The sequence below is a fragment of the Roseomonas sp. WA12 genome (assembly GCF_054165765.1).
Window position 1 is genome coordinate 82348 of the sequence record NZ_JBSTUI010000003.1, and the last position, 16774, is coordinate 99121.

Annotated in this window: 15 protein-coding genes; 5 read left to right on the plus strand and 10 right to left on the minus strand. The window is 70.8% G+C overall.

Going from position 1 to position 16774, the window contains the following annotated elements:
• Positions 1 to 2: 2 nt before the first annotated feature.
• Genes ACVBD7_RS26270 through ACVBD7_RS26285 form a run of 4 tightly spaced genes read right to left on the minus strand, consistent with a single transcriptional unit; the run spans position 3 to position 3530 of the window.
• Positions 3 to 1151, minus strand: coding sequence for a thiolase family protein (locus ACVBD7_RS26270; protein WP_458098467.1), 1149 nt, complete (start codon positions 1149 to 1151; stop codon positions 3 to 5).
• Entirely contained in the window at positions 1148 to 1552 is a 405-nt protein-coding gene (locus tag ACVBD7_RS26275) for an OB-fold domain-containing protein (protein ID WP_458098468.1), read from the minus strand. The genes ACVBD7_RS26270 and ACVBD7_RS26275 overlap by 4 nt, the downstream gene beginning before the upstream one ends.
• Positions 1553 to 1557: 5 nt before the next feature.
• Complete coding sequence (locus ACVBD7_RS26280) at positions 1558 to 2529, minus strand: Bug family tripartite tricarboxylate transporter substrate binding protein (RefSeq protein WP_458098469.1); 972 nt, start codon at positions 2527 to 2529, stop codon at positions 1558 to 1560.
• A complete protein-coding gene (locus ACVBD7_RS26285) occupies positions 2526 to 3530 on the minus strand; it encodes a Bug family tripartite tricarboxylate transporter substrate binding protein (RefSeq protein ID WP_458098470.1) in 1005 nt (334 codons plus the stop codon). The genes ACVBD7_RS26280 and ACVBD7_RS26285 overlap by 4 nt, the downstream gene beginning before the upstream one ends.
• A 244-nt stretch (positions 3531 to 3774) precedes the next feature.
• Between ACVBD7_RS26285 and ACVBD7_RS26290 the strand changes: the two genes are divergently transcribed.
• Complete coding sequence (locus tag ACVBD7_RS26290) at positions 3775 to 4422, plus strand: TetR/AcrR family transcriptional regulator (RefSeq protein WP_458098471.1); 648 nt, start codon at positions 3775 to 3777, stop codon at positions 4420 to 4422.
• 77 nt (positions 4423 to 4499) lie between these two features.
• On the plus strand, positions 4500 to 5480 hold the full coding sequence (locus tag ACVBD7_RS26295; RefSeq protein ID WP_458098472.1) for a Bug family tripartite tricarboxylate transporter substrate binding protein: 981 nt from the start codon (positions 4500 to 4502) through the stop codon (positions 5478 to 5480).
• Between the two features lie 90 nt (positions 5481 to 5570).
• Here the strand turns inward: ACVBD7_RS26295 and ACVBD7_RS26300 are convergent, their stop codons facing one another.
• The 3 genes from ACVBD7_RS26300 to ACVBD7_RS26310 form a co-directional block, all read right to left on the minus strand.
• The gene (locus tag ACVBD7_RS26300; RefSeq protein WP_458098473.1) at positions 5571 to 6557 is read right to left on the minus strand and encodes a Bug family tripartite tricarboxylate transporter substrate binding protein; all 987 of its coding nucleotides are present in this window, start codon (positions 6555 to 6557) and stop codon (positions 5571 to 5573) included.
• 11 nt (positions 6558 to 6568) lie between these two features.
• Entirely contained in the window at positions 6569 to 7543 is a 975-nt protein-coding gene (locus ACVBD7_RS26305; protein ID WP_458098474.1) for a Bug family tripartite tricarboxylate transporter substrate binding protein, read from the minus strand.
• A gap of 97 nt (positions 7544 to 7640) precedes the next feature.
• Positions 7641 to 8459 carry an IclR family transcriptional regulator gene (locus ACVBD7_RS26310; protein ID WP_458098475.1) on the minus strand — a complete coding sequence of 273 codons (819 nt, stop codon included), beginning with the start codon at positions 8457 to 8459 and terminating at the stop codon, positions 7641 to 7643.
• Positions 8460 to 8659: 200 nt separating this feature from the next.
• Here ACVBD7_RS26310 and ACVBD7_RS26315 point away from each other — a divergent pair, with 200 nt between their 5' ends.
• Together ACVBD7_RS26315 and ACVBD7_RS26320 are read left to right on the plus strand one after the other, a co-directional pair.
• The gene (locus tag ACVBD7_RS26315; RefSeq protein WP_458098476.1) at positions 8660 to 9808 is read left to right on the plus strand and encodes an acyl-CoA dehydrogenase family protein; all 1149 of its coding nucleotides are present in this window, start codon (positions 8660 to 8662) and stop codon (positions 9806 to 9808) included.
• Positions 9805 to 11916, plus strand: a complete 2112-nt coding sequence (locus ACVBD7_RS26320) for an acetate--CoA ligase family protein (RefSeq protein ID WP_458098477.1) — start codon at positions 9805 to 9807, stop codon at positions 11914 to 11916. Before ACVBD7_RS26315 ends, ACVBD7_RS26320 begins: the two co-directional genes overlap by 4 nt.
• 81 nt (positions 11917 to 11997) lie before the next feature.
• On the opposite strand, the gene ACVBD7_RS26325 is transcribed toward ACVBD7_RS26320, so the two are convergent.
• The 3 genes from ACVBD7_RS26325 to ACVBD7_RS26335 are packed head-to-tail and all read right to left on the minus strand — an operon-like array spanning position 11998 to position 15055.
• Positions 11998 to 12828 carry an SDR family NAD(P)-dependent oxidoreductase gene (locus tag ACVBD7_RS26325; RefSeq protein ID WP_458098478.1) on the minus strand — a complete coding sequence of 277 codons (831 nt, stop codon included), beginning with the start codon at positions 12826 to 12828 and terminating at the stop codon, positions 11998 to 12000.
• A complete protein-coding gene (locus ACVBD7_RS26330) occupies positions 12825 to 13889 on the minus strand; it encodes a CaiB/BaiF CoA transferase family protein (RefSeq protein WP_458098479.1) in 1065 nt (354 codons plus the stop codon). The genes ACVBD7_RS26325 and ACVBD7_RS26330 overlap by 4 nt, the downstream gene beginning before the upstream one ends.
• Entirely contained in the window at positions 13889 to 15055 is a 1167-nt protein-coding gene (locus tag ACVBD7_RS26335; RefSeq protein ID WP_458098480.1) for an iron-containing alcohol dehydrogenase, read from the minus strand. The genes ACVBD7_RS26330 and ACVBD7_RS26335 overlap by 1 nt, the downstream gene beginning before the upstream one ends.
• Before the next feature lie 117 nt (positions 15056 to 15172).
• Between ACVBD7_RS26335 and ACVBD7_RS26340 the strand changes: the two genes are divergently transcribed.
• Positions 15173 to 16750, plus strand: a complete 1578-nt coding sequence (locus ACVBD7_RS26340; protein ID WP_458098481.1) for an AMP-binding protein — start codon at positions 15173 to 15175, stop codon at positions 16748 to 16750.
• Positions 16751 to 16774 lie beyond the last annotated feature (24 nt).

The following is a 16774-nucleotide window of genomic DNA, read 5'->3' on the forward strand; positions in this document are numbered from 1 at the left end:
CCTCAGTCCCGTTGCAGCACGTGGCCGACCGCCACGGAGCCCAGCCCGATCATATGCGCCATCGCCGTGCGCGCGCCCGGGTGCTGGCGCCCCTCGGCCTCGCCGCGGAGCTGGCGCACGATCTCGGCGACCTGCCCGGCGCCCGTCGGGCCGATCGGGTGGCCCATGCCGAGCAGCCCGCCCGAGGGATTGACGGCGCAGCCGCCCCCCCCGATGTCCCATCGTCCTTCCCGTACCTGCGCCGCGCCCTGGCCGAGGGGACAGAGGCCGAGCGCCTCGGCATAGACGATCTCCTCGATGGTGAAGGCGTCGTGCAGCTCGATGATATCGAGCTCGCCCACGCCGATCCCGGCCGCCTCCAGCGCGGCGATGCCGGAGCGCTGCACCATCTCCACCAGGCTCCACCCTTCATCCGCCACCGCATGCTCGGAGGAAGCGACGGAGGAGAGGACGCGGATGGCGCGGCCGCGGTCCAGCCCGTGGCGCGCGATGGCCTCCTCGCTTGCCACGATCACCGCCGCCGCGCCCTCGCCGCGCGGGGTGCATTGCAGGGAGGTGAGGTCGCCGGCCACCTTGTTGGAATTCAGCACCTGCTCCAGCGTCCGCGGCTTGCGGAACTGGGCATAGGGGTTGCGCGCGGCATTGCCGTGGTTTTTTACGGCGACGCGGGCCATGTCCTCCGGCGTTAGCCCGTAGCGGTCGCGCCAGGCGCGGGCCATGAGGGCGAACTTCACCGCCGGGATCTCGGCCGCTGGCGTCAGGCGCGGGATGCCGTCCTTGTGCGCGGCGCGCTGGGCGGAGCCGAACTTGTCCACGCCCAGCGCGAGGGCGATCTCGTGCTGGCCGCTCGCCACCATCAGGCAGGCCATGCGGAAGGCGGAGGAGCCGGAGGCGGAGGCGTTCTCCACCTGCATCACCTCGAGCCCGGTCGAGCCGATGTGGCGCAGCATCACGCGCCCGGCGGCCATGCCGATCGCGCCCGTGCCGATCGCGGCCATGGTCACGTCCGGCCATTGCAGCCCCGCATCCGCCAGCGCCTGCCGCAGCGCCGTCAGGCCGAGGGTAACGAAGGGCGTCTCGGACGGAAACTGATAGGGATGCATCCCGATCCCGACGACGCGCACCGGGCGCATCGAGGCAAGGCCGCTCATGCCGCCTCTCCCACCGGGCGGAAGCGGCAGGCGAGCACGGCGCCGCCCTCGCGCTCCTCCGGCACCAGCACGGCCTGCACCGGCGTGCCGGGGCGCGGCTCCTCGGTGCCGTCGATCACGCCGTCCAGCACCAAGCCCTCCTCCAGCCGCAGCCGCGCGACGAAGAGCGGCGTGACCATCCCGGGCGAGAGCGGCTGGTGCACGGTGATGCAGATCAGCACCTCGCCGCGCCCGCTCAGCTCCACGGGCTCGGCCAACTCGGACGGCGTGCCGGAAGCGCCGATGCCATAGGCGGTGCGGGGAAAGGCAAGGCCCCCGCTGGCGGGATCGCGCAACGCCAGCAGCACGGCGCCGTCGCCGGCGCCCGACGGCGCGTAGAGGGTGGGATCGCGGAGGTCCAAATCATCTACTCCAGTCGGATGCCGGCACGGCGGATCACCTCGGCGGCGCGCTGCCGCTCTGCCACGAGATGGGCGGCGAAATCCTGCGAGCCCGCCCAGAAGGCCTGGCTGCCCAGGTCCTTCAGGCGCGCGCCGAAGACCGGCCCGCGCACGGCGTCGCGCAGCGCGTCGGACAGGCGGGCGAGGACGGGCGCGGGAAGCCGGGCCGGCCCCACCAGCCCCAGCCAGGTCGTCAGGACCACTCCCGGCACCACGGAACGGAGCAGGGGCACCTCGGCGAATTCCGGGAAGGGCTCCTCCCCCGTCGTGGCCAGCGCGCGCAGCACGCCGTTGCGGACATGGGTCGCGGTGGTGGAGACGCTGTCGATCATGAAGTCGACCCCGCCCGCGATCAGGTCGGTGACCGCCGGCCCGCTGCCGCGATAGGGCACATGGGTCACGTCGAGGCCGGCATTGGCCTTCAGCATCTCGCCGGCGATGTGCATGGAACTTCCGATGCCGGCCGAGGCGTAGTTCATCGCCCCGGGCCGTGCCCGCGCCGCCTCCACCAGCGCCTTCGCGTCGCGATAGGGCGAGTTGGCGGGCACCACCAGCACCAGCGGGCTGTTCGTCGTCCGCCCGATGGCGGTGACGTCGCGCGCGGCGTCGAAGGTGAATTTCGGGTCCAGCAGCGGGTTCACCACGAGCTGCCCGGGGCTGGCCAGCATCAGCGTGTAGCCATCCGGCTCCGCGCGGACGAGCAGGTCGGTCGCGACATTGCCGCCGGCGCCCGAACGGTTCTCGACCACGATGGATTGCCCGAGCGCCTGGCCCAGCAGCGGCTGCAGCAGGCGCGCCGCGATATCGGTCGCGCCGCCGGGCGCAAAGCCCACCAGCATCCTGATTGGCCGGCTCGGAAAGCCCTGGGCACGAGCGTGGCGCGGCGCGAATGGCGCCAGCGTGGCCGCGGCCAGCAGGGAGCGGCGGGACGCGCTCATTGCGGCCGCACCCCCGCGATCTCCACGCCGCGGGTGGCGCGTGCCCGCTCCTCGGCGTAGAAGCGCACGAACTCTTCCGGCCCGAGATGGGCCGGGCCGTTGCCGACGCTCCCCAGCCGCGTCACGACCTCCGGATCCTCCAGCGTCGCCCGTGTGGCGGCATCGAGGCGCCGGACCAGGGCGTCCGGCAGCGCGGCCGGTGCAGCCACCGCCGTCCAGCTCTGCACCACCACATCGGGGTAGCGGTCCGAGAGCCGGGGGAGGTTGGGATACGCGGGGTCCGGCAGCGACCCGCCATTGGCGATCACCCGGATCTTGCCGGATTGCAGATGCGGCGCCAGCGGTCCGCGGCTGTCGAACAGGAAATCCACTTCGCCGGCCACCAGCGCGTTGATGGCCGCGGCGCTGCCGCGGTAGGGCACATGGGTTGCCTTCGCGCCCACCGCCTGCAGGAACAGCTCGGACCCCACATGCATGGCGAAGCCGACGCCCGGCGACCCGTAATTCGCCGCATCCCCCATGCGCTTCAGATGCGCCACCAGCCCGTCCACATCGGTGATGCCCATGGCGCTCGGCACCGCCAGCAGGAACCCGCCAGCCGTGATGCGCGAGACTAGCTTGATGTCGCGCACGGGATCGAAGGGCATGTCGCGGAACAGATAGGGATTCAGCGTCATGATCCCGCCCGAGACGATCATAATCGTGTTGCCGTCCGGCGCCGCCTTGGCCAGGTACTCGGCGGCGATGTTGCCGCCCGCGCCCGGCCGGTTGTCTACCATCACCGGCTGCCCGAGCCGATGCGCCAGCCCCGGTTGCACGATGCGCGCGATTAGGTCCGTGATGCTGCCCGGCGAGGAGCCGCAGACGGCGCGGATCGGCTGAGTCGTGCCCGTCTGGCCCCCCGTCTGGCCCCCTGTTTGGCCGGCCGGCTGCGCGAGGACGCCACCGGACAGGGCTGGGCCGGCCAGGCACGCCAGGGCCGCACGGCGCGGGATGGACATGAAGGTTCCTCCTCTCGCCCGCCGCGTTGTCCGCCACTGGGCTTGGTGACCTCATGGTATCCAAGGTGACTTTGAAGTCAACTCGGTCGCGTGCAATCCGCGGCCTTGCGCTCCTTCCCACGGTCGATCAGATGGCGGAAAGCAGGATGGCGAGATGAACCGGCCAGCGACATCGAAGACGGCGCCCCCAAAGACGGCAACCCCGAAACCGGCACCGCAGAATCCGGCAACCCTGAAGGCCGCCTTGCCCAAGGCGGTGCCGAAGAAGCCGGCGCGCTGGGCGGATGCCGTCCCGGCCCGCGAGGCGCAGTTCGAGACGAAGCGCCACGCCCTGGTGCGCGAGGCCGCCCGCGCCTTCGGCCGCCGCGGCTTCCACAACACCTCGCTCGAGGAGATCGCCGAGGCGCTGGGGGTCACCAAGCCCGCCCTCTACCGCTACGTCCGCACCAAGCACGAGATCCTGCACGAGGCGAAGTCGATCGCCTTCGATTCCGGCGCGAAGGCACGCGAGATCGCCTTCGCCGCCTCCGACGACCCGCTGGAGCGGCTGCGCCTCTACATCGTCCACTACATCGACCTGGTGACGAGCGAGCTCGGCTCCTACGCCGTGCTCGCCGAGCCCATCACCTCCCTCCCCCCCGAGTATGCCGACCCCATCCGCGCCCGCATGCGCGAGGCGGACCGGGCGCTGCGGGACATGGTGCAGGCCGCCATGGAAGCCGGCGCCTTGGCCCAGGGCGACCCGAGGCTGGCGGTCGCCTTCTTCATGGGCGCCATCAACCACATCGCCCGTTGGTACACGCCGGACGGCCCGCTCACGGGGCGGCAGATCGGGGAAGCCTTCGCGGGCTTCATCCTGAACGGCCTGCGCGGGCCGCAAGCCCGGACTTGACTCGGGAGTAACCTCCGGAACGAATGGGTCACCGCAGAAGCGGCCGGCGGCACGCATCGCCGGCAGGAGGACTCGTCATGAGCCTGACCCGTCGGGGCATCGTCGCCCTCGGCGCCGCGGCGCCCTGGGCGCACGGCGCCCTCGCCCAGCCGGCCGCGCCCGCCGGCTACCCCAGCAAGCCCATCCGCCTGCTCATCGGCTTCGCCCCCGGCGGCGCCACGGACATCGCCGCCCGCTTGGCCGCCCCTACCATGTCCGAGCTGCTCGGCCAGCAGGTGGTGCTCGAAAACCGCTCCGGCGCGGGCGGCAACGTCGCCACCGAGATGACGGCCCGCGCCCCGGCCGATGGCTACACGCTGCTGATGCTCACCCCCGGCCAGATCGTCACCAACCCGCTGCTCATGCGCGTGCCCTACGACCCCGAGCGGGACATCACCGTCATCGCCCGGATGACGGCCGGCCAGCTCGTCATGGTCGTTCCCAAGGACTCGCCGCTGCGCGACGCCCGCCACCTCATCGAGACCGCCCGCTCCCGCTCCGCCCCCCTCACCTATGGCACCCCCGGCCCCGGCACCTCCCAGCACATCGTGATGGAGATGCTGAAGAAGGAAGGCGGCTTCGAGGCTGTGCACGTGCCCTATCGCGGCAGCGGCCCCGCCGTCGCGGACCTGATCGGCGGCAAGATCGACTTCATGATCGACAGCGTCAGCCCCACCCTGCCCCACGTCCGCAGCGGCTCCCTCCGCGCCGTCGCCGTCACGGGCACGGAAGCGCATCCGGATTTCCCGGGCGCCGTGACGCTGGAGAGCCTGGTACCCGGGGTGGTGATGACCACCTGGGTCGGCCTCGGCGGCCCGCCCGACATGCCGCCGGCCATGGTGGCCTACCTCACCGACGTGATACGCCGCACCGTGAACCACCCGAATTTCGCGACCCGCATCCGCGAGCTTGGCGGCCAATCCGCCTGGCTGAGCCCGACGGACTTCACCGCCGCCCTCTCGGCGGAGCGGAAAAGCATTGGGGACGTGATCCGGAGCGCGAACATCCGGATGGAGTGAGCAAGGCCGGGGAGAAGGAATTCTCCCCGGACTCCCATCTTCCTCAGCAAGGCTGCCGCGGAAGGATGACCGGAGTTCGCTCGCCCGGCCCTATGCCGGCTGCGCCCCCGAGCGCCGCACGATCTCGCCCCAGCGCCGCACCTCGGCCTCGACGAACCGCCCGAAGGCGTCCCCACTCATCTCGTCCAGCGGCCGGCTGCCATTGCCTTCCCCGAAGGCGCGCAGCTCGGGGTCGCGGATCACCGCGGCAGCCGCCGTCCTTAGGCGCTCCATCACCTCCTCCGGCGCCCCGGCCGGTAGGAACAGGCCGGACCAGGTGGAGGACACCGCCTCGGGGAGACCGGCCTCGGCGACGGTGGGCAGGTCGCGCAGCGCGGGGATGCGCTCCTTCGCCGTAACGACGAGGCCGCGCATCCGCCCGGCGGCCAGATGCTCCCGCGTGGTGGCGACGTAGTCGAACATGACGTCCACATTGCCCGCCATCAGATCCGTCAGCGCCGCCGCGGCCCCAGTGTAGGACACATGCGTCATCTCGATCCCCGCGATGGATTCGAACAGCACGGCAGTGAGATGGGTGGAGGTGCCGACCCCGGCATGGGCGAGGTTGATGCGGCCGGGATTGGCGCGCGCATAGGCCACCAGCTCCTCCACCGTGCGGTAGGGGCGGGACGGGTTGGCCACGAGCACATTCGAGGATTCGAACAGCCCCTGGATCGGCGTGAAGCTGCGCACGGGATCGTAGCCGAGCCGCCGGTACAGCGCCGGCGCACCGGACATGGCGGCGTTGGTGCCGTAGAGGATCGTGTAGCCATCCGGCGCGGCACGCGCGGCGTATTCGGTGCCGACCGTGCCGCCGGCACCCGGCCGGTTCTCGATCACCACCGGCTGGCCGAGCCGCTGGCCGAGCTTGCGCGAGGCGAGGCGCGAGGTGGAATCCGTCACCCCCGCCGCGGTGAAGGGCACGATCCAGGTGATGGGCCGGGAGGGATAGGCACCCCCGCCCGCGCCCTGCGCCGCCGCCCCGCGCGCGCCTAGGGCGGCCAGGCCGAGGCCGAGATTACGCCGGGTGATCCGCATCCTCGGCCCTCCTAGCTCGGCTGCGCTCCGGAACGCCGGACGATATCGGCCCAGCGCGGGATTTCCGCCTCGATGAAGCGGGCGAAGCGCTCGCGGTTCAGCTCCACCATCGGCCGGCTGCCATTGCTCTCGGCGTTCCTGCGGATCTCGGCATCCTGCATGGTCGCCGCGGTCTCCACGGCCAGCTTCTCCACTACCTCCGGCGGCGTGCCGGCCGGCAGCAGGATGCCGGACCAGGCGGCCGAGGCGGCGTCCGGGATTCCCAGCTCCACCACTGTGGGCACCTCCGGCAGCACGGGGATGCGCTCCCGCGCGGTGACAACCAGGGCGCGCATCCGGCCGTTCTCGATGTGGTCGCGCGTGGCCACCGCATAGTCGAACATGATGTCGGTGTTGCCGGCGATGAGATCGGCGATGGCGGGCCCGCTGCCGTTATAGGGCACATGGGTCATGTCGATCCCGGCGATCGTCTGGAATAGCACGGTGGCCAGATGCGTGCCCGTGCCCACGCCGGAGGTGCCGAAATTGACCCGGCCGGGATTGGCCTTCGCATAGGCGATCAGCTCCGCCACGGTCCGATAGGGCCTCGAGGGATGGACGACGAGCAAGCTCGGCGTCTCGAACAGGCCCTGGATCGGGATGAAGCTGCGAATGGGGTCATAGGGCAGGCGCCGGAACAGGGCGGGAGCGGTGCAGAGCGTGCCCTGGGTGCCATACATCATCGTGTAGCCATCCGGCGCCGCCCGCGCCCCCGCCTCGGTGCCCAGCGTGCCGCCCGCGCCGGGACGGTTGTCGATGATCACGCTCTGGCCGAGCCGCGCGCCGAGCTTGCGGGCGAAGAGCCGCGAGTTGATGTCCGTGATCCCCGCCGGGGTGAAGGGGACGATCCAGTTGATGGAGCGGCTGGGATAATTGCCCTGCGCCCCCGCACCCCGCGCGCCGAGCGCCGCCAAACCCAGGCCCATGGCCCGCCGGGTGATCCGCATCGCCTTCCTCCCCGTCTCGGCGTGCGCCGCCGTGACCTCCGAGTAACCGGAGTTACCTTCAGCATATCGAAGGCGACGCGGAGATCAACAATGGCGTTCAGCCCGGGGCGGCGCGCCCGAACAGCAGCGGGCGGATCTCCTCCAGCGCCGCCAGGTAGCGGTCCCGGCTGTCGACCAGCCGGGTGGTCGGGCCGGCCAGGGAGATCCCCAGCGGCTCGTCCCCCACCAGCCCGGCGATGGCGATGGCCGCCACCCCGTCCCCGGCCTCATCTGCCACCCAGGACCAGCCCCGCGCGCGCACCTCCCCGATGGCGCGTTCCAGCGCATCCGGGTCCGTGATGGTGTTCGGCCCGAACTGCCGGAGCGGCCTGGCGCGGATGGCGCGCCGCATCTCCGCCGGCGGCATCAGCGACAGCAGCGCCTTGCCCAGCGCCGAGGCATGCATCGCCAGCCGCTCCCCCGGGCGCAGCATGTAGCGCAGCGTGTGGCTGCCCTCCTGCACCCCCACCACCTGCACCCGCACGCCATCCGGCCGGCCGCAGATTGCCGTCTCGCCCGTGCGCTCGCTCAGCGCCGCGATGGCCTCCGCGGCGAAGGTCGCGATCGGGTCCCTCTCGGCGGATTGGCGGGCCAGCTCCAGCAGCCGGCGCGTCGGGTAAAAGCGGCGGGACCGCACGGTACGCAGCAGGTAGCCCGCCTCGTGCAGCGTGTGCAGCAGGTCGGAGGTGCTGCTTTCCGGCAGGCCGATCAGCCGCGCCACCTCGGCATTGGAGAGCTCCCGCTGCTCGCGCGCGAAGGTCTCGAAGACGGCCAGGGTTCTCAGCGTCGCCGGTACGGTGGTTGGCATGGTGGCCCCAAGGCTGCGGGCGCGGGCTGCGGGCAGCGCCTGCCAGGGCGTTAGAGGACCCGCAGCCATCTTTCCAGCCCGGCGCAGAATGACCCTTCGGGCATCTGACTTGACTTGAAAGTCACGCGATCTACCATCGCCGCACCCCCGGCCACCCCCGAGGGGACCACGGCGGCCAACGCCGGGCGGCGGAGAGGAAGTGACCATGGCGGCTCGCGCGGCGCGCATCCAGCAATTGCGGACTGGCCTCCAGCATCGCGGAGGCCGGCATGGCCGTTGACCTCCTCCCCGAGCAGGAGCTGCTGCGCGACAATGTCCGCCGCTTCATGGAACGCTCCGTCGCCCCGGTGATCAACCGGCACGAAGCTGCCAAGACCTTCCCCTTCGAGCTGCTCGGCGAGTTGCGCGAATTCGGCTATCTCGGCGGCCGCCTGCCCGAGGAGGATGGCGGCTTCGGGCTCGACTACGTCACCTGGGGCATGCTGCTGGAGCAGACCGGCTACTACTGGATGTCGCTCCGCACCCTCGTGAACATCACCAACGGCGCCATAAACCGCCTCCACGCCTACGGCGACGCGGACCAGAAGGCGCGCTTCCTCAAGCCCTTGCTGGAGAACACCCGCCGCGCCTGCTTCGGCCTGACCGAGCCCGACACCGGCTCCAACGCCGCCGGCGTGCAGATGCGCGCCGACCGCCGCGGCGACACCTATGTGCTGAACGGCCGCAAGATGTGGATCACCAACGGCGCGAATGCCGATTTCGCCATCGTCATCGCCCGCACCTTCAGCCCGGATTGCGACGGCAAGCTCTCCTCCTTCATTGTGGAGCGCGACGTCGCCCGCTACGACATACGCCCGCTCGACACCATGGTGCTCCGCTGCACCGGCACGGCGGAGCTCGGCTTCAGCGACGTGGTGATCCCGCGCGAGAACCTGCTCGGCGAGGAGGGCGGCGCTTTCGCCAAGGTGCTGAAGGGCCTGAACGCCGCGCGGGTGAACATCGCCATGGGCGCGGTCGGCGCGGCCCAGGCGGCGCTGGATCTCTCGATCGAGTACGCGAAGACCCGCAAGCAGTTCGGCAAGCCTATCGGCAGCTTCCAGCTCATCCAGAAGCACATCGTGGACATGACCATCCGCACCGAGGCCGCCCGCGCCCTCAGCTACAACGCCGCCGTCGCGCTGGACCGCGGGCGGGATGCCCGCACCGAATGCTCCATCGCCAAGCTCTACGCCACCGAAGCCGCGCATGAGGTCGCCAACATGGCGCTGCAGGTGCATGGCGGCCTCGGCTACTCCACCGACTACCCGATCGAGCGCATCTTCCGCGACACCCGCGGCGGCATGATCCCGGAGGGCACCACGGAGATCCAGACCCTCATTGCCGGCCGCGAGATCCTCGGGCTGTCGGCGCTGTCATGAAGCCCTTCTCCGACCTCACCCATCTGTTCGACCCGCGCTCCGTCGTGCTGGTCGGCGCCTCGGAGCGCGAGGCCAGCGTCGGCGGCCGCACGCTGGCAAACATCCTCGACCACTCCGCCTTCGCCGGCACCCTTCACCTGGTGAACGCCACCCGCCCAGTAATCCGCGGCCTGCCCTGCCAAAAGCGTGTCGCCGACCTCCCCACCGTGCCGGACCTCGCCGTGATCGCCGTCCCGGCCGCTGGCGTCATGGACGCGCTGCGCGACTGCGCCGCGCTCGGCGTGAAGTTCTGCGTCATCCTCACCTCCGGCTTCGGCGAAACCGGCGACGAAGGACGCGCGGTGGAAGCCGAGATGGCCGCCCTGGCGGAGGCCAGCGGCATGCGCCTCTACGGCCCGAACTGCCCGGGCATCACCAACATCAACAAGCGGATCGGCTTCACCTTCTCCCCCGCCTTCAAGGACGACCTGCGCCCCGGCCCCATCGGCCTGGCCACCCAGGGCGGCGGCCTCGGCCGCAACCTGCTGCAATCCATGGAGCGCGGCACCGGCTTCGCCCTCTGGTGCTCCACCGGCAACGAGGTGGACCTGCAGGTCGCCGACTTCATCCACTACATGGCCAACGCACCGGATGTGCGCGTCATCGGCACCATCCTCGAGGGCATCAAGGACGGCCCGCGCTTCCTCGCCGCCGCACGCCGCGCCGCAGAGGCCGGCAAGCCGATCGTGGCGCTCAAGGTCGGCCGCTCCGAATATGGGATGCGCGCCGCGGCCTCCCACACCGCCTCCCTCACCGGCTCGGCGGAGGTGAACAGCGCCGCCTTCCGCCAGCTCGGCATCATTGAGGTGGACGACATCGACGAGCTGGTAGACGTCGCTTCCCTCCTCGCCCGTGGAACCCCGCGCGGCGGCGAGCGCATTGCCGTTTTCGGCTCCTCCGGCGGCGCCTGCGCCCTGGCCGCCGACATGGTCGGCCAGGCCGGCCTCGTCCTGGCCGAACTCGCCCCCGAAACCACCGGCCTCCTCGCCTCGAAGCTCCCGCCCTTCGCCGCGCTCGGCAACCCCGTGGACACCACCACGGTCACGCTGACCAATCCCGGCGTGATCGAGGAAACCCTCGCCGCCGTCGCCAACGACCCCGCCGTTTCCCTGGTGATGATGCCCATGCCGCTCGACTACGGCCCGGTCTCCCTCACGGTCGCGCAGCGCATGGCGGCCGCGCAGACGCTCACGCCCATCCCCCTCGTGCCGGTCTGGATGAGCGAGCGCACCGGCGCCGCCTACCGCCATTTCGCGGAGGCCGGCATGGTTCCGATCCGCAGCCTCCGCAACGCCGCCAAGGCCTTCCGCCGCTTCATCGACGCCGGCGCATGGCGCGCCGGCCTCATGCCCCCCGGCCTCGGCGCCGGCCTGCCCGACGGACCCACCCGCACCCTGTCCGAAGCCGACGGCAAGGCGATGCTACAGCAGGCCGGACTGACCGTGCCCGAAGGTATCCTTGCCCGCTCCAGGACCGAGGCCGGCGCTGCGGCCGCCCGCCTCGGCTTCCCCTGCGCGGTGAAGATCGCCAGCGCGGAGATCCTGCATAAATCCGATATCGGCGGCGTGCTCCTCGACCTACGCGACACCGCCGCCGCGGAAGCCGCCTACGAGGCGGTGACGCAAGCCGCCGCCCGTCACCACCCCGCCGCACGCATCGACGGTGCACTGGTGGAGCGCATGGCGCCCGCGGGCGGCGTGGAACTCCTGCTCTCCATCTCGCGTGACCCCGTGCTGGGCCATGTCATGACCTGCGGGTTGGGCGGCATTCATGTGGAGCTGCTGCAGGACGTCGCCCACCGCCTGCTGCCCGTCGACACCGCCGAGGCCGCACGCATGCTGCGCGACCTGCGCGGCTTCCCCCTGCTCGACGGCATGCGCGGCGCGGCGCCCCTCGACATCGAGGCGTTGTGCCAGTCGATGGCCGCACTCTCGGCGCTGGTGGAGGCCCGGCCCGACGCGGTCGAGGAGATCGAGATCAACCCTCTCCGCGTCGGGGCGAAGGGCGAGGGCGCCTGGGCACTCGATGCTGTCGTGACTCTGCGGGGCGAAGCAAGGCCGGGGGAGTGAGCTCCCCCAGACCCCCTCCTTCTGTTGACTGGTAGAAATAGAAGAGGGTCTGGGAGAACACTTTCTCCCAGGCATGCTTTCCTACCCCCGCCGGTCCGGCAGATCGAGCGAGGTCGTCGCCGTCGCCCCCGCATCGACCGGCAGGATCACCCCCGTGACCCAGCGCGCGTGACCGGAAGCAAGGTACAGCACCGCCGCCCCGCAATCCCACCCCGTGCCCTCGCTGCGGAGCAGGGACCGGTTGCGCCGCGCCTCCCGCATCTCCTCCGTCATCCCGCCGGCATAGACCATGGGCGTGTGCAGCATCCCCGGGCACACGCAGTTCACGCGGATCCCGTCCCGCGCGTGATGCACCGCCATCGCCCGGGTCATGTTCACCACTGCACCTTTGGACGTCGGATAGAGCAGGTTCGGCGTCCCCCCGCGCAGCCCGGCGACGGAGGCAATGTTGACGATCGCCCCGCCGCCTCGGCGCACCATCTCGGGGATGGCGAATTTCGCCGTCAGCATCATGGAGGTGACGTTCACCAGCAGCCCGAGGTTCCACTCCTCCAGATCAGTCTCCACTGCCGTGCCCTTGGCGCCACCGATACCGACATTGTTCACCAGCACATCCACGCCGCCGAAGCGTGCGACCGCCTGCTCCACGATGCTGCGGCAGTCCTCGAGCCGCGTGACATCCGCCTCCACCACGAGGGCTTCGCCGCTCTCGGCCGCGATCATCTCCGCCGTCCGCTCCGCCCAGCCGCGGTTGCGGTCCACCAGCACCAGCCGCGCCCCCGCCTCGGCGAGCAGGATGGCGGCGGCGCGCCCGTTGCCGATTCCCTCTGCCTGGGACCCGGCGCCGGTGACGATCGCGACCTTGCCCTCAAGCTCGCGCGCGATGCGCGGCGGCAGCGCCCCGCCGCTCACGAGCGAGCCTCGCCCAGCGCCGGCGCGTCGCCCAGCGGCGCCATGCCCTCCAGCCTCACCGGGAATCGCGCCAACGGGCCCAGCGCCGTCTCCTGCATCGCACCGCGCGCGACATGCTGCGGGAATCCCGCCACCTCGCCCGGCGCCAGCACCGGCGCCGCCGGCACATCGGACGCCAGCAGCCGCGCCAGCAAGGGCTCGCTCTCCTCCTCCGCGCAGCGCGCGCCGATCAGCGCATTGATCTCCTCGGTGAGCGGCACGCGCTGGGCCATGCGTTGATGATCGGGCGTATCGAAGGGCGCCAGCTCCATCGCGCCCAGCAGCCGCGACCAGAAATGATCCTCCAGCGCTGCGATGCTGATGGCCCGCCCGTCGCGGCACGGGAAAGCGCCATAGGCCGGGCGCGACAGCGACATGCGCCGCTGCTCCTCCAGCGTCTCCGCCCCGGCCCCCGCGAAGCGGCCCAGCCGCGGATTAAGCCAGTGCAGCGCGCATTCGGTCAGCGAGACGTCCAGGTGCTGCCCGCGCCCGGTGACGCCGCGCTGCACCAGCGCCGCGAGCACACCGGCCAGCCCATAGACCGAGCCGCAGAGATCGGCCACGGGCACCCCCGCACTGCCGCCCGAGATCGCCTTGAGCCCCGCGACCGAGAGGTAGTTCAGGTCATGCCCGGGCACCGCGGCATAGGGCCCGTCCTGCCCGTAGCCGCTCAGCGAGGCATAGATCAGCCGTGAGTTCACCGCCGCCAGCTCGCCATAGCCAAGGCCCAGCCGCGCCATCACCCCGGGCCGGAAGCTCTCGACCAGCACATCGGCTTCAGCCGCCAGGGAGGTCGCCTGCGCAACCCCCTCCGGCTGCTTCAGGTCGATCAGCACGCTGTCCTTGCCCCGGTTCACCGCGCCGAAGACGCCCGGCGACATGCGCCGCACCGGATCGCCGCCGGGCGGCCGCTCCACCTTCAGCACCCGCGCGCCGAGCTCCGCGAGACATCCCGTCAGGAACGGCCCCGGCAGCAGCTCCGAGAAATCGAGGACGCTGATCCCCTCCAGCGGCCCGGGCATCAGATCATCCCCTCATACAGCATGGCAGCATCCGCTGCGCTCACCGGGCGGGCATTGCCCTTCGTCGCCGCGCTCAGCTGCGCCTGCCGCGCCAACTCCGGGATCATGCCGCGCTCCACCCCAAGCTCCCCGAGCCGGCCGGGCATGCCGAAGCGGTCCCGCATTCCCGCGAAATGCGCAACAAGCGCCTCCGCCGCCGCATCCTCCGGCTCCCCCTCCCCCGCGACACCGATCATCCGCGCGATCCAGGCATAGCGCCCCGCGCAGGCCGGCATGTTGAAACGCATCACATGGGGCGCGATCACGCCGAGCGAATCCGCATGGGTGCAATCCGTCAGCGACTCCACCGGCGTCGAAAGTCCGTGGATCGCATCCACCCCCTTCAGCGTGATGCCATGCCCGGCCAGGTAGCTCGCCAGCATCATCTCGGACCGCGCCTCGATGTCGCGCCCGTCCTCCACGGCCCGCAGAATGTGGCCGGCGGCGCGCCGCATCGCCTCCGCTCCCACCATGTCGCCGACCGGATGCGGCCGGTTGGAGGTGAGCACGCCCAGCGCATGCATCAGCACGTCGAACCCCGTCGCCGCCGTCGCGCGCGGGGGCAGCGACATCACCAGCTCCGGGTCCAGGATGGTGAAGGCGGGCCGCAGATACTCGCTGCGCAGCACCAGCTTGCGCCGCGGCGTCTTCAGCACGCCGCCCAGCGTCGTCTCGCTGCCGGTGCCGGATGTGGTCGGCACGGCGACAAAGCGCAGCGGCTCGCGCGGCACCTCATGGATGCCCTCGTCGAAGAGGCTGTCGAGCGAGCGGCCGGTGAAGCGCCGGAGACAGGCACCCTTGACCGCATCGATGGTGCTGCCGCCGCCCAGCGCGACGACGCCGTCGCAGCGCTCGGCCCCCCAGAGCGAATGGATCGCCTCCACCTCCACCTCGCGCGGATTGGGGCTCACCCCCGTATAGATGGCGACGAAAAGCCCCGCCCCGTGCAGCAGGCCGGCCACGCGGTTCACCAGCCCCGCCGCCATGATCCCGGCATCGGAGGCCAGCAGCACGCGCGTTGCGCCGAGCGCGCGCATCCGCTCGCCGATCACGGCGACGCTGCCGGGCCCGACGCTGGCCGGATTGGGCCAGCTCATCGCGAGAACGGCCGGTGCCCCGTCCACCATGCGTGTTCCTCCTGCTGCCGGATCGGGCTGTTGTGCTGCCGTAATCTTGCGATATGCTGTAGAACTCTACGATGCTTCGTAGTCAAGCGGTCGCTTCCGCGGGGGGAAACAAAGGCGATGAGCGAGAGACAGCAGGCCCCTTCCGTGTATGACAGCGGCACGGTGGGCGACATGATCGTGACCCTGCTGGACCGCTTCCCCGATCGCATCGCCTTCATCGACGGCGCGCGCCGGTTCAGCTATGCCGAGACGCGCGATGCGATCAGCCGCGCCATCCAGCACCTGCGCGCCCTCGGGCTGCGGAAGGGCGACACGGTGGCCCAGCTCTCCGGCAACCGGCCGGAGGTGTTCTTCGTAATGGCCGCTTCGTACCTGCTCGGCCTGCGCTCGATGACGCTGCAGGCGATGGGGGGAATTGAGGACCACGCCTATATCCTCGACCATGCCGAGACGCGGCTGATGCTGGCCGATCCCGCCTATGCCGAACGCGCCAGGGCGCTGCGCGAAAGGCTGCCGGGCATCCCGCACTGGGCCCTGCACGAAGGCGACGGCGACTTGCCGGGCTTCTGGGACGGCGCTGCCCGCTTCACCCCCGCGCCGCTCCCCTCGGAAGCCACGGCGGAGGACGTGATCCGCCTTGCCTATACCGGCGGCACCACGGGCCGTCCCAAGGGCGTGATGCTGCCCGGGCGCGCGGTGATGACGCAGACCCTGCTGCTCATGGCCGGCCGCGCATGGAGCGACGCGCCGCGCCTGCTCTGCCCTACCCCCATCTCGCACGGGGCCGGCGCCACGCTCATTCCCGTGCTGTGGCGCGGCGGCACGATCATCCTGCAGAAGGGTTTTGACACCGACCGATTCCTGGATGCGATGGAGGAGCACGCGGCCAATTCCACCTTCCTCGTGCCCACCATGGTGTATAAGCTGCTCGACCATCCGCGCACGCGCCGTACCGACTTCTCGCGCATGGAAACCCTGATGTACGGCGCCGCCCCCATGTCGCCCGCGCGCATCCGCGAGGGACTGGACGTGTTCGGCCCCATCCTGCAGCAGGGCTACGGCCAGACTGAAGCCCCGAGCGCCATCCTCACCCTCTCCCGCCAGGACCATCAGGATCCCGACGACAGCATCCTTGCTTCCGCCGGCAAGCCCTATCCCGGCATCACCGTGCGTCTGCTCGACGACAGCGACGCGGAGGTGCCACAGGGTGAGATAGGTGAGATCTGCGTTCGCGGACCGCTGGTCATGGCCGGCTACCTGAAGCAGCCCGAGCAGACCGCGGAGGCGCTGCGCAGCGGCTGGCTGCACACGGGAGACATGGCACGCCAGGACGCGCGTGGCTTCTTCCACATCGTTGACCGCAAGAAGGACATGATCATCTCCGGGGGTTTCAACGTCTATCCGAAGGAGGTGGAAGACGTGCTGACCGCCCATCCTGCCGTCTCCACCGCCGCCGTCATCGGCGTACCCGATGAGAAATGGGGAGAGGCGGTAAAGGCCATCGTGGTACGTCGCCCCGGCATGGAGGTCTCGGCCGCGGAGCTGTCCAGCCATGTGCGCGATCGCAAGGGCGCGGTGTCGGCGCCAAAGACCGTAGACTTCGTAGAGCAACTGCCACTCACCGTGCTCGGCAAGCCCGACAAGAAGGCATTACGCGCGCCCTTCTGGGAAGGGCGCGCGCGCGCCGTCGGTTAATTCGCCCCAGCCGCAGGAATGATT